A 24,862-nucleotide genomic window follows, 5' to 3' on the forward strand; every position below is an offset into this window, starting at 1 on the left:
CGGCCATGACCTTCAACCTCGCGACGATCCTGCGGGAGTCCACCTCCGCCCACCCCGACAAGCCGATGCTGCAGCTGGGCCCGCTCACGCTCACGTACGGCCAGGTCGACCAGCTGTCGGCCCAGGTGGCGGCAGGGCTCCGGGAGGCCGGGCTGCAGCGCGGCGACAGCGTCGCGCTGCAGCTGCCCAACGTGCCGCAGTTCGTGATCGCCTACTTCGGCGCGCTGCGGGCCGGGATGACGGTCGTGCCGCTCAACCCGCTGCTCAAGGCACCCGAGGTGAGCTACCACCTCTCCGACAGCGGCGCGAAGGTGCTCGTCACCTTCGACGCGTTCGCCGAGGAGGCGGTCAAGGGCGCGGCCGAGGCCGGCGGCGTCCGGGTGTACGTGGTCTCCGCGCCGGGCGGCCCGGAGGCGCCGCCGGACACCACCCCGTTCGACGCGGTGGTCGCCGCCGGTGCCGGCGCCGACCCGGCCGACGTCGAGCAGATGTCCCCGGACGACACCGCCACGATCATCTACACCAGCGGGACCACCGGCCGCCCCAAGGGCGCCGAGCTCACCCACTTCCAGATGTACATGGCGGCGTCGGTGGCCGCGGAGACCTTCCAGTACCGGGACGACGACGTCGGCATGGCGGTGCTGCCGCTGTTCCACGTCTTCGGCCTGTCCAGCGTCATGAACTGCGCGATCCGCGCCGGCGCGACGCTGTCCCTGGTCCCCCGCTTCGACGTCGGCGCCGTGCTCGACGCGATGGAGGAGCACCGGGTCACGGTGTTCTGCGGCGTCCCCACGATGTTCGTGGCGCTCATGCACGCCGACCTCACCGGCCGCGACGTGTCCCGGCTGCGGGTGTGCGTCTCCGGTGGCGCGTCGATCCCCGGCGAGGTCATCAAGGGCTTCGAGGCGGCCTACGGCGGGGCGACCATCCTCGAGGGCTACGGGCTGTCGGAGACCTGCGCGCTGGCGACGTTCAACCGCAGCGCCGAGGAGCGGCGGGTCACCTCGATCGGCAAGCGCCTGTGGGGCTGCGAGGTCCGCGTCGTCGACGGCGAGGACCGGCCGCTGCCGCCCGGGCCGGACAACGTCGGCGAGATCGTGCTGCGCGGGCACAACGTCATGAAGGGCTACCTCGGGCGCCCGGAGGCCACCGCCGAGGCCATGCGTGGTGGCTGGTTCCACACCGGCGACCTCGGCTACGCGGACGAGGACGGGTTCTTCTTCATCGTCGACCGCAAGAAGGACCTGGTCATCCGCGGCGGGTTCAACGTCTACCCACGCGAGATCGAGGAGGTCCTGCACGCCCACCCGGCGGTCATGGAGGCCGCCGTCGTCGGCCGGCCCGACGAGCGGCTCGGCGAGGAGGTCGTGGCCTTCGTGAGCCTGCGCCCAGGCGCCTCGGCCGAGCCGGACGAGGTGATCGCGTTCTGCAAGGAGCGGCTGGCCGCCTACAAGTACCCGCGGGAGGTGGTCGTCATCGACGAGCTGCCCAAGGGACCGAGCGGCAAGGTCCTCAAGACCGAACTGCGGGGCCGCTGACGGTCTCGCCGATCCAGGAGAGCACCAGGCCGGCCAGGCGGTCGGGCACCTGCAGCTGCGGCACGTGCCCGACCCCGGCCAGCTCCTCGTACCGCCAGCCGGGGTGCGCCCGCGCCACCTCGCGCGCGGCGTCGACGGGCACCAGCCGGTCGCGGTCGCCGTGCACCAGCAGCACCGGAGCGGCCACCCGGGCCATGGCCGACCGGTAGCGGCGCGGGTCGGCCAGGATCCCCAGCAGCGAGCGGGCCGCGGTGAGGAAGGCGCGGTCCATCCCGGCGGCGTCCTCGCGCTGCTCGAGCAGCGTGACGGCGCGGTCGATGACGGGGGCGGGCAGCTCGTCGGGGTCGACGCCGACCAGCTGCAGCATCGACCGCACCCGGGTCAGCGGCGTCGAGCGGGCCCGCCGCAGCGCGAGGAACCGCTCCCCCAGGCCGGGCAGGGCGTACAGGGCGAAGGTGCCCGCCACGAGCGGGTCCAGCCGCCGCCGGCCGCCGGGCAGCGCGGGGTCGAGCAGCACCAGGCCCCGCACCGCGTCCGGAGCGGCCGCGGCGGTGAACAGCGAGACCATCCCGCCCATCGAGTTGCCGACCAGCACCGCCGGCTCGCCCACGACCTCGCGCAGGAAGCGCTGCAGGACCGCGACGTTGGCCGGCACGGTGGCGCGGCGCTCCCCCGGCTCGCTGCGGCCGAAGCCGGGCAGGTCCAGCGCCCACACCCGGGCCGACGGCGTCAGCAGCGGCGCGAGCAGGTCCCAGTTGCCGTGCGACCCGCCCAGCCCGTGCACCAGCACGACCGCCGGGCCGTCGTCGGTACCGCCGTAGTCCACGACGTGCACCGGGCCGCCCAGGTCGACGGTCCTGCTCGTCCCCGGTGCCTCGTCCACCCCGACGGTCCCCCTCTGGTGCGCGAGCCGACGGCGCCCCGGGGCACCCTCCGCCAGTGATTCCGACACGGGAAAGTGCCCTCGCCGGACGCCTGGGACCCCTGCGACGCATGTGATCAGGGCCACACTGGACACAGCGAGTCGTCGCAGTCAGGTGTGACCGGTCCTCCATGGTGGGTACCGGACCGGGCGAGGCGGTGTGGACCGCCGGCGAGGAGGACGACGTGTCGCGACAGCCCAACGACGGGCCCGGTCTGCCGCTGTACCTGACCGAGGTGAGCCGCGCGATGGCCGACTACGGCCTCTACCTGGCGGCCCGTCCGCTGATGCCGCGCCTACCGACCGGCGACGGCCACCCCGTCCTGGTGCTGCCCGGCCTCATGGCCGACGACATGTCGACGGCGACGCTGCGCCGCACCCTGCGGCGGCTGGGCTACCGCGTCCACGGCTGGCGGCTCGGGCGCAACATCGGCCCGACGCAGGAGTGCGTGGAGGGCATGAGCCGCCGCATCGAGGACCTCAGCGACCGCTACGGCCGGCCGGTCAGCCTCATCGGCCAGAGCCTGGGCGGCATCTTCGCCCGCGACCTCGCCCGCAAGACCCCGGACGCGGTACGCCAGGTGATCACCCTGGGCAGCCCGTTCGGTCTGCAGCGCGACAGCCAGACCCGCGCGCACAAGGTGTTCGAGCGCTACTCGCACCTGCACGTGGAGAAGCGGACGCTGCCGCTGGAGAGCGAGGCGACGCCGCTGGCGGTGCCGTCGACGTCGATCTACTCGCACCAGGACGGCATCGTCGCCTGGAAGGCGTGCCTGGACCGGCTCTCGCCGCACGCCGAGAACGTCGCCGTGTACGCGAGCCACCTCGGCATGGGCCACAACCCGGCGGTCCTCTACGCCGTCGCCGACCGGCTCGCGCAGCGGGAGGGCACCTGGCGGCCGTTCCGCCCGCCGCTGGCCCTGCGCCCGGCCTTCCCGCGCCCCGACGTCCCCGAGGTCCCGCTGCGCCCGGCCGCCGCGGCCTGACCCGGCTGCGCCGCACCCCGACACCGCCGCTCGTCGGCCTGCGGCTGTCCCCACACGGCTGGGACGGCCGCAGGTCGACGACGGGCGTCTTCGCCGATCGCGACCGGTCAGGTGCCGGGGTCTCCCGGCCCCCGTGACCCCGGCAGCCGACCACTCGGCGACGGGATGCGCCGGACGGCGGACGGCGCGGAGGTGGGCGCGGCCGGGATCGAACCGGCGACCGCTCGCTTGTAAGGCGAGAGCTCTCCCGCTGAGCTACGCGCCCCGCCCGCCCAGGGTAGGTGCCCCCGGGCGGTGGGTCCCGGACCCGGGCCTCAGGCCGCGATGTCCGCGACGGCGTCCTTCCAGCCGGACTGCTCGCGCGCGTCGCCGGGCTGGTTGACCTCGGCGAAGGCGATCTTCCCCTCGGCGTCGACGAGGAAGGTGCCGCGCAGGGCCATGCCCGCCTTCTCGTTGAACACGCCGTAGGCCTTCGCGGTGGCGCCGTGCGGCCAGAAGTCCGACAGCAGCGGGAAGTCCAGGCCCTCCTGCGCCTTGAACGCCTTGAGGCTGAACACCGGGTCGGTGCTGATCGCCAGGACCTTCACGCCGGCGTCGGTGTAGGTGGTCAGCTCGTCACGGAGCTGGCACAGCTCGCCGGTGCAGATGCCGGAGAAGGCGAACGGGTAGAAGACGACGAGGACCGGCGTCCCGCGCAGCTCGGGCAGCGAGACGACCTGGCGGTCCTGGTCGGGGAGGCTGAACTCGGGCGCGACGTCACCGACGGAGAGGCTCATGCGCCCGATCGTGCCGCACGGGCGCGGGCGCCCCCGCGGCGGGACGGCGTCACCGTCTGCTGCGGGCGGCCTTCGGGGTGACCAGGCGGATGCCCGACCAGTCCTTGGCGGCCGAGATGCTGCTGGTCTGCGCGAGCCCGGCGGTGGGCGCCACCTCGGTGACGTCGCCCGGCTCGACGTGGCCCGGCCGCCCGGACTTGGGCACCAGCAGCCACACGACGCCCTCGTCGGCAAGCGAGGTGAGCGCGTCGGTGAGGGCGTCGAACAGGTCGCCGTCGTCCTCGCGCCACCACAGGACGACGACGTCGGCGACCTCGTCGGTGTCCTCGTCGACCATCTCGCTGCCGGAGACCTCGACGATGGAGTCGCGCAGGTCCTCGTCGGCGTCCTCGTCCCAGCCGAGCTCCTGCACGACCATGCCCGGCTTGATGCCCAGCCGGGCCGCCATGCCGGCGCTGCCCGAGTCGACGCTCATCCCTGCTGTTCCTCCGAGAGATCACGAACCGCCGGTGGGGCACCGGCGGGCACGGAGCGCCGGCTGACGGGCGCGTGGGGTGGACGGGGGCCGACGGCGGACACGACCGGCGGGGAGGACACCCGCTGCCTGGTCATGTCACCCCTCTCGTGCCCGGACGCGCGGGTGCCGACGGCGTCGGTCCGCGTGGGCAGGAGCGTAGGGCATGCCTGGTCACGCGCAAGCCGTCGTCGACGACGCGCCCGGGGCGCCGCGCACACCGCTGGGCGGGAGGTCCTGCGTGACGCGGACCATCCCGGCGCGCGACGATGGGGGCATGAGCGCACCGCAGCAGGGTGGAGACCCCACCCGCGACGCCGGACAGCCCCGCGCGGTCATCACCGACGGGCTCCCGAGCCAGCTGGTCGACACCGACCCCGACGAGACCCAGGAGTGGGTGGAGTCGCTCGACAGCGTCGTCGAGCACGCAGGCCGCGGGCGAGCCCGCTACCTCATGCTCAAGTTGTTGCAGCGCAGCCGTGAGCAGCAGGTGGGCGTCCCGTCCCTCCGCAGCACCGACTACATCAACACGATCCCGCCCGAGCGGGAGCCCTACTTCCCCGGCGACGAGCACGTCGAGCGGCGCATCCGCGCCTACATCCGGTGGAACGCCGCGATCATGGTGCACCGCGCGCAGCGGCCGGGCATCGGCGTCGGCGGGCACATCTCCTCCTACGCCTCCTCCGCGTCGCTGTACGAGGTGGGCTTCAACCACTTCTTCCGCGGCAAGGACCACCCCGGCGGCGGCGACCAGATCTGGTTCCAGGGCCACGCCTCCCCCGGCATCTACGCTCGCGCGTTCCTCGAGGGCCGGCTCACCGAGCAGCAGCTCGACGGGTTCCGGCAGGAGGTCAGCCACCCCGGCGGCGGCCTGTCCAGCTACCCGCACCCGCGGCTGATGCCGGACTTCTGGGAGTTCCCCAGCGTCTCCATGGGCCTGGGCCCCATGAACGCGATCTACCAGGCCCGGTTCAACCGGTACCTGCACGCCCGCGGCGTCAAGGACACCTCCGACCAGCACGTGTGGGCGTTCCTCGGCGACGGCGAGATGGACGAGCCGGAGTCGCTGGGCCTGATCGGCCTGGCCGCCCGCGAGGAGCTGGACAACCTCACCTTCGTCGTCAACTGCAACCTCCAGCGGCTCGACGGCCCGGTGCGCGGCAACGGCAAGGTCATCCAGGAGCTGGAGTCCTTCTTCCGCGGCGCCGGCTGGAACGTCATCAAGGTGATCTGGGGCCGCGAGTGGGACCCGCTGCTGGCCGCCGACCGCGACGGCGCGCTGGTCAACCTCATGAACCAGACGCCCGACGGCGACTACCAGACCTACAAGGCCGAGGACGGCGCCTTCGTGCGCGAGCACTTCTTCGGCCGCGACCCGCGCACCCGCAAGCTCGTCGAGCACATGAGCGACAAGGAGGTCTGGGACCTCTCCCGGGGCGGGCACGACTACCGCAAGGTCTACGCGGCGTTCAAGGCGGCGGTGGAGCACAAGGGCCAGCCGACGGTCATCCTCGCCAAGACCATCAAGGGCTGGACGCTGGGCAGCCACTTCGAGGGCCGCAACTCCACGCACCAGATGAAGAAGCTGACCGCCGAGGACCTCGCCGCCTTCCGCGACCGGCTCTACCTGCCCATCCCCGACGAGGCGCTCGACAAGACGCTGCCGCCCTACTACAAGCCCGACCCGGACTCCGACGAGATGCAGTACATGCTCGAGCGGCGCCGGGCCCTGGGCGGGGCGGTCCCGCGGCGGCGCTCGGAGTTCAAGCCGCTCAAGGCGCCCGACGACAAGGCGCTCGACGTCCTGCGCCGCGGCTCGGGCAAGCAGGAGGTGGCGACGACGATGGCGTTCGTCCGCCTGCTCAAGGAGCTGCTCAAGGACAAGGAGCTCGGCCCGCGGTTCGTGCCGATCATCCCGGACGAGGCCCGCACCTTCGGGATGGACAGCCTCTTCCCGTCGCAGAAGATCTACAACCCGGGCGGGCAGCGCTACACCTCGGTCGACCGCGAGCTGATGCTGGCCTACAAGGAGTCCGAGCAGGGCCAGATCCTGCACGAGGGCATCAACGAGGCCGGCTCCACGGCGTCGTTCACCGCCGTCGGCACCTCGTACGCCACCCACGGCGAGCCGATGATCCCGATCTACATCTTCTACTCGATGTTCGGGTTCCAGCGGACCGGCGACTCGTTCTGGGCCGCCGCCGACCAGATGACCCGCGGCTTCGTCCTCGGGGCCACCGCCGGCCGCACGACGCTCAACGGCGAGGGCCTGCAGCACGAGGACGGGCACTCGCTGCTGCTGGCGCACACCAACCCGGCCGTCGTGTCCTACGACCCGGCGTTCTCCTACGAGGTCGGGCACATCACCCGGGACGCGCTGCTGCGCATGTACGGCGAGGACCCGGGCGCGCCGCTGGGCGGGCACCGCAGCCCCGACGTCATGTACTACCTGACCGTCTACAACGAGCCCTACAACCAGCCGGCCGAGCCCGAGGGCCTCGACGTCCAGGGCCTGCTCGCCGGCATGTACCTGTACGCGCCGGGCTCCGGTGAGGGCCCGCGGGCCCAGGTGCTGGCGTCCGGCGTCGCGGTGCCGTGGGCGCTGCGGGCGCAGGAGCTGCTGCGCGAGGACTGGGGCGTGTCGGCCGACGTGTGGTCGGTGACCTCGTGGACCGAGCTGCGCCGGCAGGCCGACGAGGTCAGCGAGCACAACCTGCTGCACCCGGAGGACGAGCCGCAGGTGCCCTACGTGACCCAGCGGCTGCAGGACGCCGAGGGCCCGGTCGTGGCGGTGTCGGACTGGATGAAGTCGGTCCCCGACCTCATCGCGCCGTTCGTCCCCGGGGGCATGGCCACCCTGGGCACCGACGGGTTCGGCCTGTCCGACACCCGCCCGGCGCTGCGCCGGCACTTCCACGTCGACGCCGAGTCGATCGTCGTCCGGACGCTGGCGTCGCTGGCCGACCGGGGCCAGGTGGACCGGTCGAAGGTCCGCGAGGCGGTGGAGAGGTACCGGATCCGCGACGTGCAGGCCGCGCCGGCCGAGGAGCGGACCGACCCGAGCCCGGCGACCTGAGCGAGGACCCCCTTGCCCCCCGCCACTCGCCAGCTCGCGGCGGGACCCTGCAAGGGGGCCGGGTCCAGGAATACCGCCGACGACCGCCGCACCGTGGCGGTCGTCGGCGGCGGCGTCGTCGGGCTGACCTGCGCGCTGGAGCTCGCCCGTGCCGGGCACCGCGTCCGGCTGCTCACCGCCGACCCGTGGGAGGCGACCACCTCCGCGGTGGCCGCCGCCATCTGGTCCCCCTACCGGGTGGCGCCCGCCGACGCCGTGCTGCGGTGGGGCGCCACCTCGCTGGAGGTCCTCACCCGGCTCGCCGCCGACCCGGCGACCGGGGTGGCGCTGCGCCCGGGCACGTACGTGCACCGCACCCCCGACCCCGACCCGTGGTGGGCGCCGGGGGTGCCCGGGGTCCGTCCCGCGTCCCCGGACGAGCTGCCGCCCGGCGCGCCCGCCGGCACCCGCTGCACGCTGCCGGTGGTCGACACCGGCCGGTACCTGCCCTGGCTGGCCGCCGCGTGCGCCGCGGCCGGGGTGACGACCGTGCCGGGCCGGGTCGGGTCGCTCGACGAGGTGGCCGGGGACGTCGTCGTGGTGGCCGCGGGGCTGGGGTCCGGGCACCTCCTCGACGACGACACCTGCGTGCCCGTGCAGGGCCAGGTGGTCCGCCTCGCCGACCCGGGCCTGCCCGGGTGGGTGCTGGACGAGGACGGCCCGGCCGGGCTGACCTACGTCGTCCCCCGAGGGCGGGACGTCGTCGTCGGCGGGACGGCGGTGGAGGGGGCCACGGGCCGCGACCCCGACCCGCGGGTGGAGGCCGCGATCCTGGAGCGGGCGTGCGCGCTCGTCCCGGCGCTGCGGGGACAGCCGGTGCTGTCGCGGGCGGTCGGGCTGCGGCCGGGCCGGCCCACCGTCCGGCTGGAGCGGCTCGAGGTCGGCGGGCGGCCGGTCGTCGCCTGCTACGGGCACGGCGGCGCCGGGGTCACCCTCTCCTGGGGCTGCGCGGCCGACGTCGCCGACCTGGTCTGAGCGTCGGCCGGGAGCAGCCGGGCCTGCGCCTCGGGCGAGTGCCCGGGACGGTGGACCGAGGGGCGGCCGCGGCGCCCGTGACCCGCCCGAGCCCGTCCACCCGCGCGACGGCCGTGGCGAGCAGCGACCGCCCGGCCGCGGCGTAGGACCGGGGGCCCGTGCGCGACCCCCGCACGGGCCCCCGGTCCTCAGGCCCCGGCGCGGTGCCGGCGCAGCAGCTCGGCGTAGGCCCGGCCGCTGTCCTTCACCGTGCGCCGCTGGGTGGCGTAGTCGACGTGCACCAGCCCGAACCGCTGCGCGTAGCCGCGGGCCCACTCGAAGTTGTCCAGCAGCGACCAGGCGAAGTAGCCCCGGACGTCGGCCCCGCGCTCCATCGCCGCCGCCATCGCGCCGAGGTGGCGGACCAGGAAGTCGACCCGCTCGGGGTCGTGCACCGCGCCCTCGGCGTCGACCTCGTCGTCCCAGGCCGAGCCGTTCTCGGTGACCACCAGCGGCAGGCCGGGCGCGCGCTCGGTGAGCCACAGCAGCAGGTCGGTGAACGCCTGCGGGCTGATCCCCCACCCCATCGTCGTCGTCGGGCCCTCGGGGTCGAGCTCGACGACGTCCTCGCCGCCGATGAACGACGTCGGCGGCGCGTCCGCGGGGCGGGTGCCGGCCCGCACGGTCTGCTCGAAGTAGTAGTTGACGCCCAGCCAGTCCAGCGGCGCCGCGATGGTCTCCAGGTCGCCGTCGCGCACCGGCAGCGGGGCGCCGGCGGCCTCGAGGTCGGCGACGACGTCGGCCGGGTAGGCGCCGTGGACCACCGGCTCGAGGAACATCCGGTTCTGCTGGCCGTCGAGCCGGCGGGCGGCGTCGACGTCGGCGGGGTCCTGGGTCGCCGGGTGCATCGGCGTGAAGTTCAGCGTGACGCCGAGGGAGGTCACCCCGGCCGCCCGCAGCCGGGCGGCGGCCAGGCCGTGCCCGAGCAGCAGGTGGTGGGTAGCGCGGGCGCCGGCGACCGGGTCCTGCAGGCCGGGGGCGTGCGCGCCGGACACGTGGCCGAGCAGCGCGCTGCACATCGGCTCGTTGAGCGTCGACCAGTGCCGCACCCGGTCGCCGAGGGCGTCGACGACGACCGCGGCGTAGTCGGCGAAGCGCTCCGCGGTGTCCCGGTCGGCCCAGCCCCCGCGGTCCTGCAGCGCCTGCGGCAGGTCCCAGTGGTACAGGGTCAGCCAGGGCTGCACCCCGACGGCGAGCAGCTCGTCGACCAGCCGCCGGTAGAAGTCCAGCCCGCGCTGCTCGACCCGGCCGCCGCCCTCGGGCAGGACCCGCGGCCAGGCCACCGAGAACCGGTACGCCGACAGCCCCAGGTCCGCCATCAGCGCGACGTCGTCGCGGTAGCGGTGGTAGTGGTCGACGGCGACGTCGCCGGTGTGGCCCTCGAACGTGCGGCCGGGCGTGTGGCTGTAGGTGTCCCAGATCGACGGTCCCCGCCCGTCCTCGGTCACGGCGCCCTCGATCTGGTACGAGGCGGTCGCGGCGCCGAACACGAAGCCGGGCGGGAAGGTCAGCCCGGCGAGGGCGTCCTCGTGGGCGTCGGTGGTGGTCACGGCAGGGGTGCTCCTCAGGGCAGGGGTGAGCGGGGCGAGGCCAGGGGGAGGCGTGGCGGCAGCGGTCGCCGCCGACGGGAGGACGGTAGGGGCTGGTCGACGCGCGCCTGCGTCACGGGGTCGAGGACGTGCAGGCCGCCCTCGCGGACCCGCAGGGGCGGAAGCCGACGGTGCCCCCCCGGTGCCGGCGGCGGCCCGGTCGAGCAGGTCCCGCGACACCGGCAGCAGCGCGCCGGCGAGCCGATGGACCCGGCGGCGAAGGTGGTGGCCGGGCGGTCGCGCAGGGCGCCGGGGTGCCGCACTGCTGCAGGGCGCCGTCGCGCAGCACCGCCACGCGGTCGCCCGTCGTCATCGCCTCGACCTGGTCGTGGGTGACGTGGACGGTGGTGACCACGGTCGCCCAGCCGCTGGGCGAGATGACCCGCCAGATGACCGACCTGGTGCCGCGCCGGGTCGAGGGCTCCGCGGAGGTGGAGGCGCGGGTCTGCCCGACCCGGCTCGTGCGGCGCGCCTCCGCCTGAGGTCGCGAGGGTCCTCGCTCAGGTCGCCCAGACGGGGCGGGCGGCATCGACGCGCCACACGACGGCGACCCCGCCGCCGGGGCGCAGCACGACGCCGTCGGGGACGTCGGGGCCGTCCGCCCCCAGCCACAGCCGGGCGTCGGGGCGGCCGAGGTCGACCCAGCCCGCGGGGGCGCGCACGACCTCGTGCGCCGGGGCCGCGCCCGGGTCGGCCGCGCGCAGGTAGGCCTGCAGCACCCGGGCGCCGCCGGGTCCGGCGACCTCGTCGTGGTCCAGCCCGGTGCCCGCGCGCAGCACGCCGACGTCGCCGGCCGCCAGCGGGGCGTCCCCGCCCCACCGGTGGGTGAGCGAGCCGGCCAGCACGATCGCGACGACGTCGACCGCGCGGTGCGCGTGCACGCCGTAGCCGGCGCCGGGCGGCAGCCGGTCGTCGGTGACCCGCAGCAGCGGGCCGAGCGAGCCGTCGCCCGGCTCGAGCAGCGGGGCGCCCTCGACGCCGGTCACCGCGCGGCGTCCCGCCCGGACAGCGCCGCCGGACCGCCGGGCAGCCCGCCGGCGACCAGGGCGACCAGCAGCGACCACGCCGTCCCCAGGCACAGCCCGCCGACGACGTCGGACGGGTAGTGGACCCCCAGCCACACGCGGGTCAGCCCGACCAGCACCGCGAGCGCGACCCCCGCGGCGACGGCGGCGCGGCGGCCGGGCGCGGTCAGCCGCGGCCAGGCCAGCACCAGCGCGACGGTGACCAGCGTGGCGATGCCCGAGGAGTGCCCGCTCGGGTAGCTCAGCCCCTCGTACACCAGGCCGCCGTTCTCGAACGCCGGGCGGGCGCGCCCGACCAGCTCCTTGAGCGCGGTGGTGAGCGGCCCGACGGCGGTGACCGCGACGACGACCCACAGCACGGTGCGCCACGCCCGGCGGCGGACCAGCCAGACCAGCACCGGCAGGAACACCAGCACGCGGAACCAGGTGACGCCCGGGGTGGTGAGCGTCTCCAGCAGTGCGCTCACCGGCGCCGAGCGGTCGTCCCCGGCGTACAGCTCCCGGCTGACCGCGTCGTCGAGGCGCACCTGCGGGCCGAAGCGGGCCGCCACCCCGGTCCCGAGCAGGGCGAGGACGGCGAGGCCGGCCCCGATCGCGCGGAGCACCCGGCGGCGGGCCCGTGCGGGCGCGGTGGTCGGGGCGGTCACTCCCCCACTCTCCCCGACGCAACGGGCCGTGACACGCTGACCGCGTGGCCCACCGGGTGATCGACCGCCCGCCGACGGCGGCGACGCTGCGGCGGCTGGAGCGCGCCTCCGGGGCCATCGCCACCCGCGCCGTCGCCCGCATGGACGAGGACCTGCCCTGGTTCCGCACCATGCCCGCCGACCAGCGCTCGTGGGTCATGCTCGTCGCGCAGGCCGGCATCGCCTCGCTGGTCGAGTGGTGCCGCTCCCCCGACCGCCCGCCCCGGCTCACCGGCGAGGTGTTCGGCGCCGCGCCCCGCGACCTGGTCCGCGCCGTGCCGCTCAAGCAGACCGTCGACCTGGTCGAGCTCACCGTCCAGGTGATGGACGACCACGTCGAGTCGGTGGCCGAGCCCGGCGACGCCGACGCGCTGCGCCTGGCCGTGCTGCTGTTCAGCCGCGAGGTCGCCTTCGCCACCGCGCACGTCTACGCGAGCTTCGCCGAGAACCGCGGCGCCTGGGACGCGCGACTGGAGGCGCTGGTCGTCGACGCGCTGGTCCGCGGCGAGCGCTCCGAGGAGCTGCCCGGCCGCGCCTCCGCGCTCGGCTGGGACGGCACCGGCCCGGTGGCCGTGCTGGTCGGGGTCGCCCCCGCCGACGGCGACACGCACGCCGACGTCCGCCGCGCCGCCCGCTCGCACCGCTGCGAGGTGCTCGTGGGCGTGCACGCCGAGCACCTGGTGGTGGTGCTGGGCGGCGCCGAGGACCTGCGGTCGGCGGCCGAGCGGGTCACCGAGGAGTTCGGGCCGGGCCCGGTGGTCCTCGGCCCGGTCGTCGACCGGCTCAGCGCGGCCGGCGGGTCGGCCGCGGCGGCGCTGGCCGGGCTCCGGGCCGCGCGCGCCTGGCCCGGCGCACCGCGGCCGGTCCCCGCCGACGCGCTGCTGCCCGAGCGGGCCCTCGACGGCGACCCGCTGGCCCGCGCGGCGCTCACCGAGCGGGTGGTGCTCCCGCTGCGCACCGCCGGCGGCGACCTGCTCGAGACGGTGCGGGCGGTGCTGGCCGGCGGCGGCAACCTGGAGGCCACCGCGCGGGCGCTGTTCGTCCACCCGAACACCGTCCGGTACCGGCTCAAGCGGGCCGCCGAGGTGACCGGCCAGGTGGCCACCGACCCGCGCGGCGCCTGGACGCTCCAGGTCGCGCTCGCACTGGCCGACCTGGGCGGCGAGCGCTCCCTCTGGCACTAGCAGGGTCCGGGGCCGCAAGGGGTCCTGCAGTGTTGTCCACCACGGATCGGCACCGCAACGGCTCGTCCGGGCTCCGCTGTTGTAGGAACCCTCCAAAGCGCAGCGGTGTCCTTTCGTGCCGGACGAGCGCGCGGGGGGCCGTGACCAATGAGACGGTGGTGGGGTGCTGGCCGTCCTCGCACCCGGGCAGGGTGCGCAGAAGCCCGGGATGCTCACCCCCTGGTTGGAGCTCCCCGGCGCCGAGTCCTTCTTCCGCTGGGCCGGGGCGATCGCCGACGCCGACCTGCTGACCCTGGGCACCACCGGCGACGCCGAGGCGATCCGCGACACCGCGGTCACCCAGCCGCTGGTCGTCGCGATGAGCCTGTTCGTCGCCCGCGAGCTCGGCGGCCTGCCCGGCCCGGTCGCGCACAGCCCGCAGACCGGCCGCGACGTCGTCATCGCCGGGCACAGCGTCGGCGAGCTCACCGCGGCCGCGCTGGCCGGCGTGCTGTCGGTCGAGGCGGCGATCGCGCTGACCGCCGTACGCGGCCGCGCGATGGCCCGCGCCTGCGGGCTCACCCCGACCGGCATGTCCGCCGTCCTCGGCGCCGACCCCGACGAGCTGGAGAAGGCGCTCGAGCGGCACGGGCTGGTCGCGGCCAACCTCAACGGCGGCGGCCAGGTCGTCGTCGCCGGGCCGCTCGACGGGCTGGCCGCGCTCAAGGCGGAGCCGCCGGCGAAGGCACGGGTGGTGCCGCTGTCGGTGGCGGGCGCGTTCCACACCTCCTACATGGGCCCGGCCCGCGAGGAGCTCGAGGGCCTGGTCGGCGGCCTGCGCCCGGCCGACCCGAGCCGGCTGCTGCTGTCCAACGCCGACGGCGCCGCCGTCGACTCCGGCGCCGAGACGCTGTCCCGCCTGGTCAGCCAGGTCACCAGCCCGGTGCACTTCGACGCGTGCCTGGCCACCCTGCGCGAGCTCGGCGTCACCGCGGCCATCGAGCTGCCGCCGGCGGGCGCGCTGGCGGGCCTGGCCAAGCGCGAGTGGAAGGGTGCCGACGTCGAGGTGCTGGCGCTGGCCGGCCCCGGCGACCTCGACCGCGCCCGCGCGCTCATCGACGCCGCCCGCGGCCGCCCCGAGGCCGAGCACCAGCCCGACTGGCGCGTCGTCGTCTCCCCCGTCCGCGGCACGGTCAGCCCCGCCGACGTCCCCGAGGGCACCCACCTGCCCGCCGGCACCCCCCTCGGCTGCGTGCGCAGCCGCCGCGAGGAGGTCAAGGTCTCGGCCGGGTACGACGGCGTCCTCGCCGAGTGGCTCGTCCAGGACGGCGACCTCGTCGACGCCGGCGACCCGCTCGCCCGTCTCTACCCGGAGGTCCCCGCGTGAGCATCCGACTGCCGAAGGGCGCCCCCGGGGCGCGCATCCTGGGCCTCGGCGGCTACCGGCCCCGCCGGCGCGTCACCAACGACGAGCTCGCCCAGGTGATGGACACCAACGACGAGTGGATCCAGACCCGCGTCGGCATCGCCGAGCGCCGCTGGGCCTCGGAGGACGAGACCCTGCAGGAGATGGCCGTCGCCGCCGGCGGCAAGGCGCTGGCCGCCAGCGGCCTGGCGCCCGACGAGGTCGACCTGGTGATCCTCGCCAGCGCCAGCCTCAAGGAGCCGATCCCCGGCATCGGCCCGCAGGTCGCCCACCGCCTGGGCATCCCCCGCCCCGGCGCGTTCGACCTCAACGCCGGGTGCGCCGGCTTCTGCTACGCGCTGGAGGTGGCCTCGGCGGCCATCCGCGCGGGCTCGGCGCGCAACGCGCTGGTGGTCGGCGTCGAGCGGCTCACCGACGTCGTCGACCAGACCGACCGCTCCACCGCGGTGATCTTCGCCGACGGCGCCGGCGCGGCCGTGGTCGGCGCCTCCGACGAGCCGGGCATCGGCCCGGTGGCGTGGGGCAGCGACGGCGACCAGTTCTCCGCGATCGAGATCGTCGCCGGCTCCAGGGGCATCTCGATGGCCGGCCAGGCGGTCTACCGCTGGGCGACCACCCGGCTCACCGACACCCTCATCCAGGCGATGGAGTCCGCCGGCGTCGGGCCCGAGGACATCGACGTGTTCGCCCCGCACCAGGCCAACCTGCGCATCGTCGAGTCGATGACCCGGCGGCTCGGCTTCGGCAAGGAGACCGTCGTCGCCCGCGACATCGTCCAGGCCGGCAACACCTCCGCGGCGTCGATCCCGCTGGCCCTCACCGCGCTGATGGAGTCCGGCGAGGCCAAGAGCGGCGACCTCGCGCTCGTCCTCGGCTACGGCGCCGGTCTCACCTTCGCCGGCCAGGTGCTCGTCCTGCCCTGAGCGGCACCCCAGACACCCGGGACGTCCGGGCCCGACGGCGGGCAGCGCCCGCCCCCACCGAGAGAGAGGACCCCCGCGTGAGCGAGGACATCCAGGCAGGTCTGGCCGAGATCCTGGAGGAGGTCGCCGGGGTCGCCCCCGCCGACGCCACCCCGGAGAAGTCGTTCACCGAGGACCTCGACGTCGACTCCCTGTCGATGGTCGAGATCGCCACCGCCGTCGAGGACAAGTTCGGCGTGGCCATCCCCGACGACGAGCTCGGCAACATCAAGACCGTCGGCGACGCCATCAGCTACATCCAGAAGAACCAGGGCTGAGCCGGGTCCCCGGCCGCCCGCGCCCGCACGCCCCCAGGAGAGGACCCGTCATGAGCTCGAACGACGACGTCGTCGTCACCGGCCTCGGAGCCACCACGCCCCTCGGTGGCGACGTCGCCAGCACCTGGGACGCGCTGCTGGCCGGACGGTCGGGGGTCCGCCGCCTCGACGACGACTGGGTCAAGGAGTTCCCGGCCCAGCTCGCCGCGACCCTGGCCACCGACCCCGTCCAGCAGCTCGACCGGGTCCGCGCGCGCCGGCTGGACCGCAGCCAGCAGGTCGCGGTCATCGCCGCCGAGCAGGCCTGGGCCGAGTCCGGTGCCGCCGACGCCGGGGTCGAGCCCGAGCGGATCGCCGTCGTCTTCGGCACCGGCATCGGCGGGGCGCTGACCCTGCTCGGCCAGGACGACGTCCTGGAGGAGAAGGGCCCCAAGCGGGTCTCCCCCTTCACCATCCCGATGCTCATGCCCAACGGCCCCGCCGCGGCCGTCGGGCTGGCCATCGGCGCCCGCGGCGGCGTGCACGCCCCGGTCAGCGCCTGCGCCTCCGGCGCCGAGGCGATCCGCTGGGGCCTGGACCTGCTGCGCTTCGACCGCGCCGACGTCGTCCTGGTCGGCGGCGCCGAGGCCGTCGTCCACCCGCTGCCGATGGCCGGGTTCGCCGCCATGCGGGCGATGAGCACCCGCAACGACGAGCCCGAGCGCGCCTCGCGCCCGTTCGACAAGGGCCGGGACGGGTTCGTGCTCGGTGAGGGCGCGGCCGCGCTGGTCCTCGAGCGCGCGGGCTCGGCCAGGGCCCGCGGCGCCCGGGTGCACGCCCGGCTCGCCGGGGCCGGCGCCACCGCCGACGGCTACGACCTGGTCGCCCCGCACCCCGAGGGCGAGGGCGCCGCCCGCGCGATCGGCGCCGCGCTGCGCGACGCCGGCATCGACCCCGCCGACGTCGGCCACGTCAACGCGCACGCCACCTCGACCCCGGTCGGGGACACCGCCGAGGCCGCCGCGATCCGCAGCGCCGTGGGCGACCACGCGCTGGTCACCGCGACGAAGAGCCAGACCGGCCACCTGCTCGGCGCCGCCGGCGCCCTGGAGTCGGTGTTCACCATCCTCGCGCTGCGCGAGCAGGTCGTGCCCGCGACGGCGAACCTCGACGACCCCGACGACGACGCCGCCGTGCAGGCCCTCGACATCGTCCGCCGCGAGCCGCGCCAGGCGTCCCTCACCGCCGCGGTCAACGACTCGTTCGGCTTCGGCGGCCACAACATCGCGCTCGTCTTCACGACCGCCTAGCGCACTCCCCGCCCGGCCCCCGGGCCGGCCCCGCACTCAAGGCCCGCCCCTGGAGGTCCGGTGACCACCGTCCACGCCGTCCCGACGCTGCCCAGCCCCGACCCGCGCGACCCCGAGGACCGCCTCGCCCGCTTCTTCGACGCCGGGTCGGTGGCCCTGCTCGCCCCCCGCGACACCTCGGGCGTCATGGCCGCGCGCGGGACGGTGGCCGGCAGCCCCGCCGTCGCCTTCTGCACCGACGCCACGGTGATGGGCGGCGCGATGGGGATCGACGGCTGCCGGCACATCGTCGACGCCATCGACACCGCGCTGCGCGAGCGCGTGCCGGTGGTCGGCATCTGGCACTCCGGCGGCGCCCGCCTGGCCGAGGGCGTGACCGCGCTGCACGCCGTCGGCGAGGTGTTCGCCGCGATGGTGCGCGCCTCGGGCCGGGTGCCCCAGGTTTCGGTCGTCCTCGGCCCGGCTGCCGGCGGCGCCGCGTACGGGCCGGCTCTCACCGACCTGGTGATCATGGGGCCGGCCGGGCGGGTGTTCGTCACCGGCCCCGACGTGGTCCGCTCGGTCACCGGCGAGGACGTCGACATGGAGCGCCTCGGCGGCCCGGACACCCACGGCCGGCGCAGCGGCGTCGTGCACGTGGTCACCGAGTCCGAGGCGGCGGCCCTGGAGACCGCCCGGCAGGCGGTGGACCTGTTCGCCGCGCAGGGCTCCTTCGCGCCGGCGTCGGAGGCCCCCGACGTCGACCTGCGCTCCCTGCTGCCCGAGCAGCCGCAGCGGGCCTACGACGTCAAGCCTCTCGTGGCCGCCGTGCTCGACGGGCCCGGGCTGGAGCTGCACCCGCGCTGGGCGCCGAACGTGGTCACCACGCTCGGCCGGCTGGGCGGTCGGACGGTCGGCGTGATCGCCAACAACCCGCTGCGCCTGGGCGGCTGCCTGGACTCCGCGTCGGCGGAGAAGGCCGCCCGCTTCGTGCGGATGTGCGACGCCTTCGGGGTGCCGCTGGTGGTGCTGGTCGACGTCCCCGGCTACCTGCCCGGCGTGGGCCAGGAGTGGGACGGCGTGGTGCGGCGCGGCGCGAAGCTGCTGCACGCCTTCGCCGAGGCGGTCGTGCCGCGGGTGACGCTGGTGACCCGCAAGTCCTACGGCGGGGCCTACATCGCGATGAACTCGCGCTCGCTCGGCGCCACCGCCGTCTTCGCCTGGCCCGGCGCCGAGGTCGCGGTCATGGGCGCCAAGGCCGCCGTCGGCATCCTGCACCGCAAGAAGCTGGCCGCGGTGCCGCCGGCCGAGCGCGAGGCGCTGCACGCGCAGCTGGCCGCCGAGCACGAGCGGATCGCCGGCGGGGTGAACCGGGCGCTGGAGATCGGCGTCGTCGACGAGGTGGTGGAGCCCTCCCGCACCCGCCGCCGGCTGGTCGAGGCCCTCGCCTCGGCCCCGGCCGGCCGCGGCGCCCACGGCAACATCCCGCTCTGAGGAGGTCCCCGCTGCCCCGCGCAGCGGGGCCGACCGCCCACCGGACGAGTTCCCGTCCGGACGCCGAGAGGCCCGCCACCGCTGCAGCGGTGGCGGGCCTCTCGTGTGGAGGTCGCCCGGACGCCGCTTCCCCGACGGCGTCCGGACGACCTGGTGTGCAGCCTACGACGAGGGGGCGGGGTGCCTCACGTCGTGTGCCCTGATCGTGACCTGCGACTCCGCTCCGGACGCTCAGACGACCTGGTGCAGCCAGGTGGTCTGGCTGCCGTCGCCGGCGTAGCGGTACACCTCGAGGTCGGCGTCCCAGGCCGCGCCGAGGAGCTGGTCGACGCCGTGGCGGAACGCCTCCACCGACGTGGCGGTCGCCGCGAGCGTCCGCAGCTGCTGCTCGGTCACGACGATGTCGCCGTTGGCGCTCGTGGGCGCCCGGAAGACGCCGTGCCCGGGCACGTAGGACATGCGCTCGCCGTCGTTGCCGTGGCTGGCCTCTTCGGTCACCTCGAAGCGCAGCATCGGCCACGCGCGCAGCGCGGCGACCAGCTTGGCGCCCGTGCCGGGGACCCCGGTCCAGGCGACCTCGGCACGGTAGGCACCGTGCGCCGCGGGCTGGTCGGCCCACGACAGGGAGACCGGCGCGCCGATGACGCGTTCGAGCGCCCACTCGACGTGCTGGCAGAGCGCCTTCGGGCAGGAGTGCACGAAGACGACACCCTGGGTAGACCGTCGCTGCACGAGGCACCTCCATCGACTCGATCGGTCTCGTCTTCCCCAACGGACGATCGATTCGGTGACAGGCTGTGGTCAACGGCGGCGGACCAGGGCTCCCGGTGACAGTGTGCACGATGAGGTGCCGGTCGCGCCAGTGCGGATGCAGCGACTGTTCCGGATGTGACCACACCCGCCACGCGCGTCACGGAAGTGCTGGTCAGCGCCATACCACGACCACCGGCGCAGAGTCCAACCCGGGGTCGGACCGCCTCGACGCTACACCGTGGCTCCCGTCACGGGCCGTTGCGGGAGCCCGTGTCGCATACGGAACTCCGTCGACCGCCGGTGACGCTCGGTGAGCGGCCTGCGGGAGTGTCGGTCACCCTGCGAGATCGGCGACCCGGTCCCCGCCGGCCGCCTTGGCCCGGTACATCGCCTCGTCGGCGCGGTGCAGCACGCCCGCGACGTCGTCGTCGGGGTGCACGGGGGCACAGCCCACGCTGGCGGTCACCCCGCAGCCGGTCCCGACCTCCGCGACGGCGGCGCGCAGGCGGTCGGCCAGCAGGACGTCGTCGGCGGGCAGCAGGGACCCGGCGAGGACGGCGAACTCGTCACCACCGAGCCGGGCGACGGTGTCGGTCTCGCGGACCACCCGGCCCAGCGCGGCGGCGACCGAGCGGAGGACCTCGTCGCCGGCGGCGTGGCCCCGCCGGTCGTTGACCGCCTTGAAACCGTCCAGGTCGACGATGCAGACCACCGCCCGCTCGCCCCGGCCGGCGAGGCGCACGGCCCGGCCGACGCGGTCGAGGAAGACCCGGCGGTTGGGCACGCCGGTGAGCGGGTCGGTGGTGGCCAGCGCCTCCTGGGTGCGCAGCAGCAGCACCTGCCGGTCGTGGGCGGCCCACTGGTTGGCCGAGGACAGCGTGCAGATCAGCGTGACCGTGCCGAGCACGGTGGCCACCAGCAGCGAGTGCGCATCCGGCGGGCCGGCGACCAGGGTCGCGTACGCGGTGGTCATGAGCGTGCCGGTGAGCACCACGCCGGCCGGCGGGTAGGCCACCGCCATATAGACGAGGACCAGGAAGAAGATCACCGACAGCGGGCTGTCGGTGCCGCCGTCGAGCCGCGCAGCGGTGGCGACGATGGCCGTCACGGCGGCCGTCCAGACGGAGAACAGCAGCGGGCCGCGCAGGTCGCGGACGATCCGGTGCAGCGGCAGGAGGAGCAGCAGGGGCGTCAGGACGACGACCGAGCCGGCCAGCGCCAGGAGGACGGGGTGCCGGTGACCGGGGGTCGGGGTCGTCAGGGTGTAGACCAGGCAGGCCCAGCCGGCGATCTCGCTGAGCAGCACGCCGGTGTGCACGTGCCGGACCCAGAAGCGGGCGCGCTCGTCGTCCTCGGCCAACGGCCGGTAGAGGCCGACGCCGAGCCAGGCGGGCGCGGCACGCCGCGGCCGGCGCGGGGTCCCCGCCTCGGCACGCCGCACCCCTGCCCCGTCCACGCTGGGGTTCTCGGCCGATCTCGTTCCGTTCTCCACTCGGACGCACGTGCCACTCCCCCGACGGGGTGGGTAGGGGCCGGGGCATGGGACGGGACGACGGGACGCGCGGGATGGCCGATGCCGGCCGGGACGTGGTGGGGCCGATGGTGCTCGGCGCCTGGGACGCCTTCCTCGAGCAGGCGGCCGCGGTGGACCTGGACCGGCCGACGCGGCTCCCGGGCTGGCGGGCGCACGAGGTGTGCGTGCACCTGGGCTGCTGGCCCGACCACGCCGCCCTGGCCGACCTGGTGGCCTCCGCCCAGGCCGGCGGCGCCGGGACGCCGGCCGACGTCGACGCGACCAACGCCCGGGTGACCGCCACCCACCGCGACGCCTCGCGGGAGGAGGTCCTCGCCGCGCTGCGCCGCAACCGGGAGGCGACCGAGCGCTACCTGACCGAGGAGCCCGTCGAGCTGGACGCCGCGCCCGCGGTCTCCACGGTCGGGCGGCTGCCGATGCTGTCGGTGGTCCTCGGTCAGGCCTACGAGCTCGCCGTGCACGGCCTGGACCTGGTACCGCTGGGCGCTCCCCCGGTCCCGGCACGGGTCCTGGACGCCGGGCTGGCCGCGCTGGCCGACGTCACCGGCGCGCTGGCCGCCTCCTCGGGCATCGCCGGCGGCGCCGCCCTGGTGACCCCCGGCGGCGGGTGGGTCTTCGCGGCCGACCCGCCGGGCTGGACGGTGCGGCCGGTGGGCGGCACGCGGCCCCGCGGCGCCGTCGTCGAGGCCGCGGCCGACGTCCTGCTGGAGGCGGCGTCGGGGCGGACCAACCCGGCCGCGGCGCTGGTGCGGCGCCGGCTGCGGGTGCGGGACCTGCCGGAGCTGATGCGGCTGGCCCCGATCGTCGAGTCGGCGCCGGGCATCCCCGGCGGGCCGATCCTGGCGCTGGCCGCGCGGACCGTCGGGGGCGCCGGCGACCTGCTCGGCCGGTTCCGCGGACGCCGCTAGCAGGCGCCGCCCAGCGAGATGCCGTGCGCCTGCAGCCACGGCATCGGGTCGACCCGGCTGGCGTAGAGCCCGCCCTCGTGCACCTCGAAGTGCAGGTGCGGCCCGGTGGACTGGCCCTTGTTGCCGACCTCGGCGATCTGCTGGCCGGCGCCCACGACCTGGCCGGCCGAGACGAAGAACCGGTTGACGTGGCCGTAGAGGGTGATCGAGCCGTCGTCGTGCTGGACGTAGACGGCCTGGCCGAAGCCGCTGGCCGGGCCCGCCTGCAGGACCACGCCGCCCTCCGGGGCGAGGACCGGGGTGCCGATCGGGGCGGCGATGTCCACGCCCTGGTGCATGGTCCCCCAGCGCGGGCCGTAGCAGGAGGTCACGCGGCCGGTGGTCGGGGCGATGCCGCCACCGGCACTGGACTGGACGTCGACCGCGGCCCGCTGCTCGGCGGCCTGCTGGGCCTCCCAGGCGGCCTCGGCCTCGGCGACGCCGCGCAGCCGCAGCAGCTCGACCTCGGCCGCGCGCAACTGCTCGTCCAGGCGGGCCTTCTCACCGGCCAGGGCGTCGTAGTCGCCCTGCGCCTGGGCCAGCCGTGCGTCGGCGGCGGCCTGGGCCTGCGCGGCGGCCGCGGCGGCCGCGTCGCGCTCCTGGACCGCGGCGCGGGCGGCGGCGTCGGCCTCCTCCTCCTGGGTCTCCAGCAGCTCGTACTGCTCGAGGGTCTCGGCGCGCTGGGCGCCGAGCAGGTCGAGGGTGGCGGCGCGCTCGAGGACCTCGCGGGGGCCCTGGCTGTCCAGCAGCACCGAGGCGGTGCCGCCCAGGTCTCCCCCGCTGCCCATGTAGGCCTCGCGGCCGAGCTCGACGACCTCGTCCTGCGCCTGCGCGACGGCGTCGCGCGCGGCCTGCAGCTCGGCCGCGGCCACGGCGGCGGCCTCCTGCGCGGCGGCGAGCTCGGCCTGGGCGACCAGTGCGGCGTCCGCGGCGGCCTCCGCCTCGACGGTCATCCGCTGGAGCTGCTCCTCGGCGGCGGTGACCGCCCCCTGGATCCGGCTCACCTCGGCGACGAGGGCGGCCTCGGCGGCCTCGGCCGCGGCGACGTCGTCGTCGGGGTCCGCCATCGCCGGGACGGGCGCCGCCATCAGGAGCGCGGCGGCGCCGGCGGCGAGCACGGCGCGGCGGAGCCGGCGGGAGGTGGAGCGGGCGGTCCGGTGGTGCGCGGTCGCCAAGAGGGCGGATCTCCCTTTCTCGCGGCCGCCTGCCGGATCGGCGCCCGTCCGGCGGGACGGGCGGCCTGCCCGCGTCCGGCGTCCGCGGGCGCGACCGAGCCGGGGACCTCCGTGCGGTCCCCGCTCCCGGCGCGTGCCGGGACGGTCAGGCGGAGTCCGGCCGGGGTCCTCGTCGTCCCGAGGCGCAGCGGCCCGGCAGGACCGCGGGCGAAGGTACTACGGATGGGACGGGTGAGGTCACGGGGACATAACGGCCCCGGCGTGTCCGCTTGCGCGCTCAACCGTTCCGGCACTGCGACGACCTGCGGGTCTCACGGTTCGTGGCCGGTCTGACACGCAGTGCCACTCCCGCCTTCGAGGCATGTCCCGCGGTGGCCGGGCTCACAGGTCCGTCACAGGAACCGCGGGCACGCTGGCCGGCCGGACCGGCTCTCGTGGGGAGGAACGACATGGACGGGACCCCGATCCCAGGACCGACGACGCCGTTCGGCGGCCGGACGCGGTACGCGGCCGCCGCCGACGGCACGGTGCGACCGGGCGCCGTGCCGCCGGCACCGCCGGTGCGCGCGACCGACGCCGACCGGCTCGCGACGGTGCACCGGCTGCAGGACGGCGTCGCCCGCGGGGCGCTCACGCCCGACGAGGGCGGGGACCGGATGGCGGCCGCCTGGGCCGCCGTCCACCTGCGCGACCTCGCGCCGCTGACCGCCGACCTCCCGCCGGTGGCGGCCCCGCCGCAGGTCACCGCGCCGGGCTGGCGGCCGCTGGGGCTCATGGCCTGGGAGCAGCTGCGGACCACCGTCGCCGGGGCGCGCGCCGGCCGTCCCGCGGCGGTGCGCATCGCACTGGTCGGCCTGGTCACCCTGCTGGTGCTCGTGGCGTTCGGCTCGCTGGTGCTGCACGGGCTGGCCGAGGGGTTCGACGCCGGCCCGGACGGGTTCCGCGGCGGGCCCGGCGGCTTCGACGGCTTCGACGGCTTCGGCGACGGACCCGGCCGGGGCTGAGTCCCCGGCCGGGTCCGCCCGCGCACGGGGTCAGGGCTGTCGCCGGTGGTGCCCTCGTCGAGGCCGGGCGGGGGGCCGGGGACGCCGCCCCGGGTGCCGTCGGTGGTGCCGGGCCGGACCACCGACGTCGTCGCCGCGGTGCCCTCCCCCGCGGCGGCCGAGCCGAGGGCGTAGCCGCCGACGCCACTGATTCCCAGCAGCGCGGCGGCGGCCGCACCGACCGCGGCCCGTCGCCGGACCTCCGGGGGCAGGGCCCGGCGCGGCGGCGACCGGCGCTGGGACCCGGCGGCGCGGCGCCTGTGGGTCCGCTGAGCGCCGGTCCGGCGTCTGGCAGGCTGGGAGCGTCGTTCCGGGGCGGTAGCTCAGCCGGTCAGAGCATGGGACTCATAATCCCTGGGTCGTGGGTTCGAGCCCCACCCGCCCCACACACGAGAGCGTGGGTCGGCGCAGCGGTCGCCGGTCCCGGGCGTGCTCGGGCGACGGGGCGCTCGAAGGTCACCAGGCTGCCCTCCACGCTGCCCGGCCCGATGCGGCCCTTCACGTCGACGGACGTGATCGCCTTGAGCTGCCAGCCCTCGCGGGCGTGCTCGTCGAGCAGCCTCTCGAGCTCGTCGCCGGACGTCTTGCCGCCGATCACGCCCTCGCGGAGCTCCTCGACCTCGTACTCGTGGCGTCCGGCCACCGCCCGCTCCC

The 24,862-nt window shown here is 76.0% G+C and carries 22 protein-coding genes, 2 tRNA genes and 1 pseudogene; 14 read left to right on the top strand and 11 right to left on the bottom strand.

What is annotated here, in order from left to right; genetic code table 11:
• Nucleotides 1-5: 5 nt before the first annotated feature.
• Nucleotides 6-1,538, top strand: a complete 1,533-nt coding sequence (locus ACFO3M_RS00240) for a long-chain-fatty-acid--CoA ligase (protein WP_387984814.1) — start codon at nt 6-8, stop codon at nt 1,536-1,538.
• Here the strand turns inward: ACFO3M_RS00240 and ACFO3M_RS00245 are convergent.
• On the bottom strand, nt 1,513-2,421 hold the full coding sequence (locus tag ACFO3M_RS00245) for an alpha/beta fold hydrolase (RefSeq protein ID WP_387984817.1): 909 nt from the start codon (nt 2,419-2,421) through the stop codon (nt 1,513-1,515). The genes ACFO3M_RS00240 and ACFO3M_RS00245 overlap by 26 nt on opposite strands.
• A gap of 224 nt (nt 2,422-2,645) precedes the next feature.
• Here ACFO3M_RS00245 and ACFO3M_RS00250 point away from each other — a divergent pair, with 224 nt between their 5' ends.
• Nucleotides 2,646-3,446 (top strand): esterase/lipase family protein, encoded by an 801-nt coding sequence (locus ACFO3M_RS00250; RefSeq protein ID WP_387984819.1) that lies wholly within the window; start codon nt 2,646-2,648, stop codon nt 3,444-3,446.
• Between the two features lie 193 nt (nt 3,447-3,639).
• Here ACFO3M_RS00250 and ACFO3M_RS00255 read toward each other — a convergent pair.
• The 3 genes from ACFO3M_RS00255 to ACFO3M_RS00265 all read right to left on the bottom strand — a co-directional run bounded on the left by ACFO3M_RS00255 (nt 3,640) and on the right by ACFO3M_RS00265 (nt 4,697).
• Nucleotides 3,640-3,711: transfer RNA gene (locus tag ACFO3M_RS00255), tRNA-Val, on the bottom strand.
• 49 nt (nt 3,712-3,760) lie between these two features.
• A complete protein-coding gene (locus ACFO3M_RS00260; protein WP_387984822.1) occupies nt 3,761-4,222 on the bottom strand; it encodes a peroxiredoxin in 462 nt (153 codons plus the stop codon).
• A 49-nt stretch (nt 4,223-4,271) separates the two neighbouring features.
• Nucleotides 4,272-4,697, bottom strand: a complete 426-nt coding sequence (locus tag ACFO3M_RS00265) for a DUF3052 domain-containing protein (RefSeq protein ID WP_387984824.1) — start codon at nt 4,695-4,697, stop codon at nt 4,272-4,274.
• A gap of 316 nt (nt 4,698-5,013) precedes the next feature.
• Between ACFO3M_RS00265 and aceE the strand changes: the two genes are divergently transcribed.
• Together aceE and ACFO3M_RS00275 are read left to right on the top strand one after the other, a co-directional pair.
• The gene (gene aceE / locus ACFO3M_RS00270) at nt 5,014-7,812 is read left to right on the top strand and encodes a pyruvate dehydrogenase (acetyl-transferring), homodimeric type (RefSeq protein WP_387984825.1); all 2,799 of its coding nucleotides are present in this window, start codon (nt 5,014-5,016) and stop codon (nt 7,810-7,812) included.
• 93 nt (nt 7,813-7,905) lie between these two features.
• Nucleotides 7,906-8,826, top strand: a complete 921-nt coding sequence (locus tag ACFO3M_RS00275) for an FAD-dependent oxidoreductase (protein ID WP_387984827.1) — start codon at nt 7,906-7,908, stop codon at nt 8,824-8,826.
• Nucleotides 8,827-9,014: 188 nt separating this feature from the next.
• On the opposite strand, the gene ACFO3M_RS00280 is transcribed toward ACFO3M_RS00275, so the two are convergent.
• Entirely contained in the window at nt 9,015-10,415 is a 1,401-nt protein-coding gene (locus ACFO3M_RS00280; RefSeq protein WP_387984830.1) for a GH1 family beta-glucosidase, read from the bottom strand.
• A 386-nt stretch (nt 10,416-10,801) separates the two neighbouring features.
• Between ACFO3M_RS00280 and ACFO3M_RS00290 the strand changes: the two genes are divergently transcribed.
• Nucleotides 10,802-10,936: a hypothetical protein gene (locus tag ACFO3M_RS00290; protein ID WP_387984833.1), complete on the top strand. Its 135-nt coding sequence runs from the start codon at nt 10,802-10,804 to the stop codon at nt 10,934-10,936.
• A gap of 18 nt (nt 10,937-10,954) precedes the next feature.
• Here ACFO3M_RS00290 and ACFO3M_RS00295 read toward each other — a convergent pair whose 3' ends face one another.
• Both ACFO3M_RS00295 and ACFO3M_RS00300 read right to left on the bottom strand, forming a co-directional pair.
• Complete coding sequence (locus ACFO3M_RS00295) at nt 10,955-11,440, bottom strand: pirin family protein (protein ID WP_387984835.1); 486 nt, start codon at nt 11,438-11,440, stop codon at nt 10,955-10,957.
• Nucleotides 11,437-12,126, bottom strand: coding sequence for a phosphatase PAP2 family protein (locus tag ACFO3M_RS00300; protein ID WP_387984837.1), 690 nt, complete (start codon nt 12,124-12,126; stop codon nt 11,437-11,439). Before ACFO3M_RS00300 ends, ACFO3M_RS00295 begins: the two co-directional genes overlap by 4 nt.
• Nucleotides 12,127-12,170: 44 nt before the next feature.
• Between ACFO3M_RS00300 and ACFO3M_RS00305 the strand changes: the two genes are divergently transcribed.
• From ACFO3M_RS00305 to ACFO3M_RS00330, 6 genes are all read left to right on the top strand, one after another.
• The gene (locus ACFO3M_RS00305) at nt 12,171-13,349 is read left to right on the top strand and encodes a PucR family transcriptional regulator (RefSeq protein WP_387984840.1); all 1,179 of its coding nucleotides are present in this window, start codon (nt 12,171-12,173) and stop codon (nt 13,347-13,349) included.
• Between the two features lie 163 nt (nt 13,350-13,512).
• The gene (locus ACFO3M_RS00310) at nt 13,513-14,715 is read left to right on the top strand and encodes an acyltransferase domain-containing protein (protein ID WP_387984843.1); all 1,203 of its coding nucleotides are present in this window, start codon (nt 13,513-13,515) and stop codon (nt 14,713-14,715) included.
• Complete coding sequence (locus tag ACFO3M_RS00315) at nt 14,712-15,677, top strand: beta-ketoacyl-ACP synthase III (protein WP_387984846.1); 966 nt, start codon at nt 14,712-14,714, stop codon at nt 15,675-15,677. Before ACFO3M_RS00310 ends, ACFO3M_RS00315 begins: the two co-directional genes overlap by 4 nt.
• A 77-nt stretch (nt 15,678-15,754) precedes the next feature.
• Nucleotides 15,755-15,994, top strand: a complete 240-nt coding sequence (locus ACFO3M_RS00320; protein ID WP_387984847.1) for an acyl carrier protein — start codon at nt 15,755-15,757, stop codon at nt 15,992-15,994.
• Between the two features lie 50 nt (nt 15,995-16,044).
• Nucleotides 16,045-17,283, top strand: coding sequence for a beta-ketoacyl-[acyl-carrier-protein] synthase family protein (locus ACFO3M_RS00325; protein ID WP_387984850.1), 1,239 nt, complete (start codon nt 16,045-16,047; stop codon nt 17,281-17,283).
• A gap of 60 nt (nt 17,284-17,343) precedes the next feature.
• Nucleotides 17,344-18,756: an acyl-CoA carboxylase subunit beta gene (locus ACFO3M_RS00330; RefSeq protein ID WP_387984852.1), complete on the top strand. Its 1,413-nt coding sequence runs from the start codon at nt 17,344-17,346 to the stop codon at nt 18,754-18,756.
• A 231-nt stretch (nt 18,757-18,987) separates the two neighbouring features.
• Here the strand turns inward: ACFO3M_RS00330 and ACFO3M_RS00335 are convergent, their stop codons facing one another.
• Together ACFO3M_RS00335 and ACFO3M_RS00340 are read right to left on the bottom strand one after the other, a co-directional pair.
• Nucleotides 18,988-19,488, bottom strand: a complete 501-nt coding sequence (locus ACFO3M_RS00335; RefSeq protein WP_387984854.1) for a DUF3145 domain-containing protein — start codon at nt 19,486-19,488, stop codon at nt 18,988-18,990.
• 355 nt (nt 19,489-19,843) lie between these two features.
• Complete coding sequence (locus ACFO3M_RS00340; RefSeq protein WP_387984856.1) at nt 19,844-20,965, bottom strand: GGDEF domain-containing protein; 1,122 nt, start codon at nt 20,963-20,965, stop codon at nt 19,844-19,846.
• Between the two features lie 83 nt (nt 20,966-21,048).
• Here ACFO3M_RS00340 and ACFO3M_RS00345 point away from each other — a divergent pair, with 83 nt between their 5' ends.
• Nucleotides 21,049-21,951, top strand: coding sequence for a maleylpyruvate isomerase N-terminal domain-containing protein (locus tag ACFO3M_RS00345; protein WP_387984858.1), 903 nt, complete (start codon nt 21,049-21,051; stop codon nt 21,949-21,951).
• Here the strand turns inward: ACFO3M_RS00345 and ACFO3M_RS00350 are convergent.
• Nucleotides 21,948-23,165, bottom strand: coding sequence for a M23 family metallopeptidase (locus tag ACFO3M_RS00350; protein WP_387984861.1), 1,218 nt, complete (start codon nt 23,163-23,165; stop codon nt 21,948-21,950). The two genes, ACFO3M_RS00345 and ACFO3M_RS00350, sit on opposite strands and share 4 nt — an antisense overlap.
• Before the next feature lie 449 nt (nt 23,166-23,614).
• On the opposite strand from ACFO3M_RS00350, the gene ACFO3M_RS00355 reads away from it, so the two are divergent.
• Both ACFO3M_RS00355 and ACFO3M_RS00360 read left to right on the top strand, forming a co-directional pair.
• Complete coding sequence (locus tag ACFO3M_RS00355) at nt 23,615-24,169, top strand: DUF1707 SHOCT-like domain-containing protein (RefSeq protein WP_387984863.1); 555 nt, start codon at nt 23,615-23,617, stop codon at nt 24,167-24,169.
• A gap of 351 nt (nt 24,170-24,520) precedes the next feature.
• A tRNA-Ile gene (locus ACFO3M_RS00360) sits at nt 24,521-24,594 on the top strand.
• A 68-nt stretch (nt 24,595-24,662) separates the two neighbouring features.
• Here the strand turns inward: ACFO3M_RS00360 and ACFO3M_RS00365 are convergent.
• Nucleotides 24,663-24,851 (bottom strand): annotated as a pseudogene (locus ACFO3M_RS00365) (DUF4177 domain-containing protein); the annotation flags it as partial.
• Nucleotides 24,852-24,862 lie beyond the last annotated feature (11 nt).

Source organism: Geodermatophilus arenarius, from assembly GCF_042654585.1.
GTDB lineage: Bacteria > Actinomycetota > Actinomycetes > Mycobacteriales > Geodermatophilaceae > Geodermatophilus > Geodermatophilus arenarius.

Bases quoted from the DNA above. Each gene is read 5' to 3' on its own strand.
- ACFO3M_RS00240 (WP_387984814.1), top strand. From the start codon at position 6: ATGACCTTCAACCTCGCGACGATCCTGCGGGAGTCCACCTCCGCCCAC.
- ACFO3M_RS00260 (WP_387984822.1), bottom strand. From the start codon at position 4,222: ATGAGCCTCTCCGTCGGTGACGTCGCGCCCGAGTTCAGCCTCCCCGAC.
- ACFO3M_RS00265 (WP_387984824.1), bottom strand. From the start codon at position 4,697: ATGAGCGTCGACTCGGGCAGCGCCGGCATGGCGGCCCGGCTGGGCATC.
- aceE (WP_387984825.1), top strand. From the start codon at position 5,014: ATGAGCGCACCGCAGCAGGGTGGAGACCCCACCCGCGACGCCGGACAG.
- ACFO3M_RS00325 (WP_387984850.1), top strand. From the start codon at position 16,045: ATGAGCTCGAACGACGACGTCGTCGTCACCGGCCTCGGAGCCACCACG.
- ACFO3M_RS00345 (WP_387984858.1), top strand. From the start codon at position 21,049: ATGGGACGGGACGACGGGACGCGCGGGATGGCCGATGCCGGCCGGGAC.
- ACFO3M_RS00355 (WP_387984863.1), top strand. From the start codon at position 23,615: ATGGACGGGACCCCGATCCCAGGACCGACGACGCCGTTCGGCGGCCGG.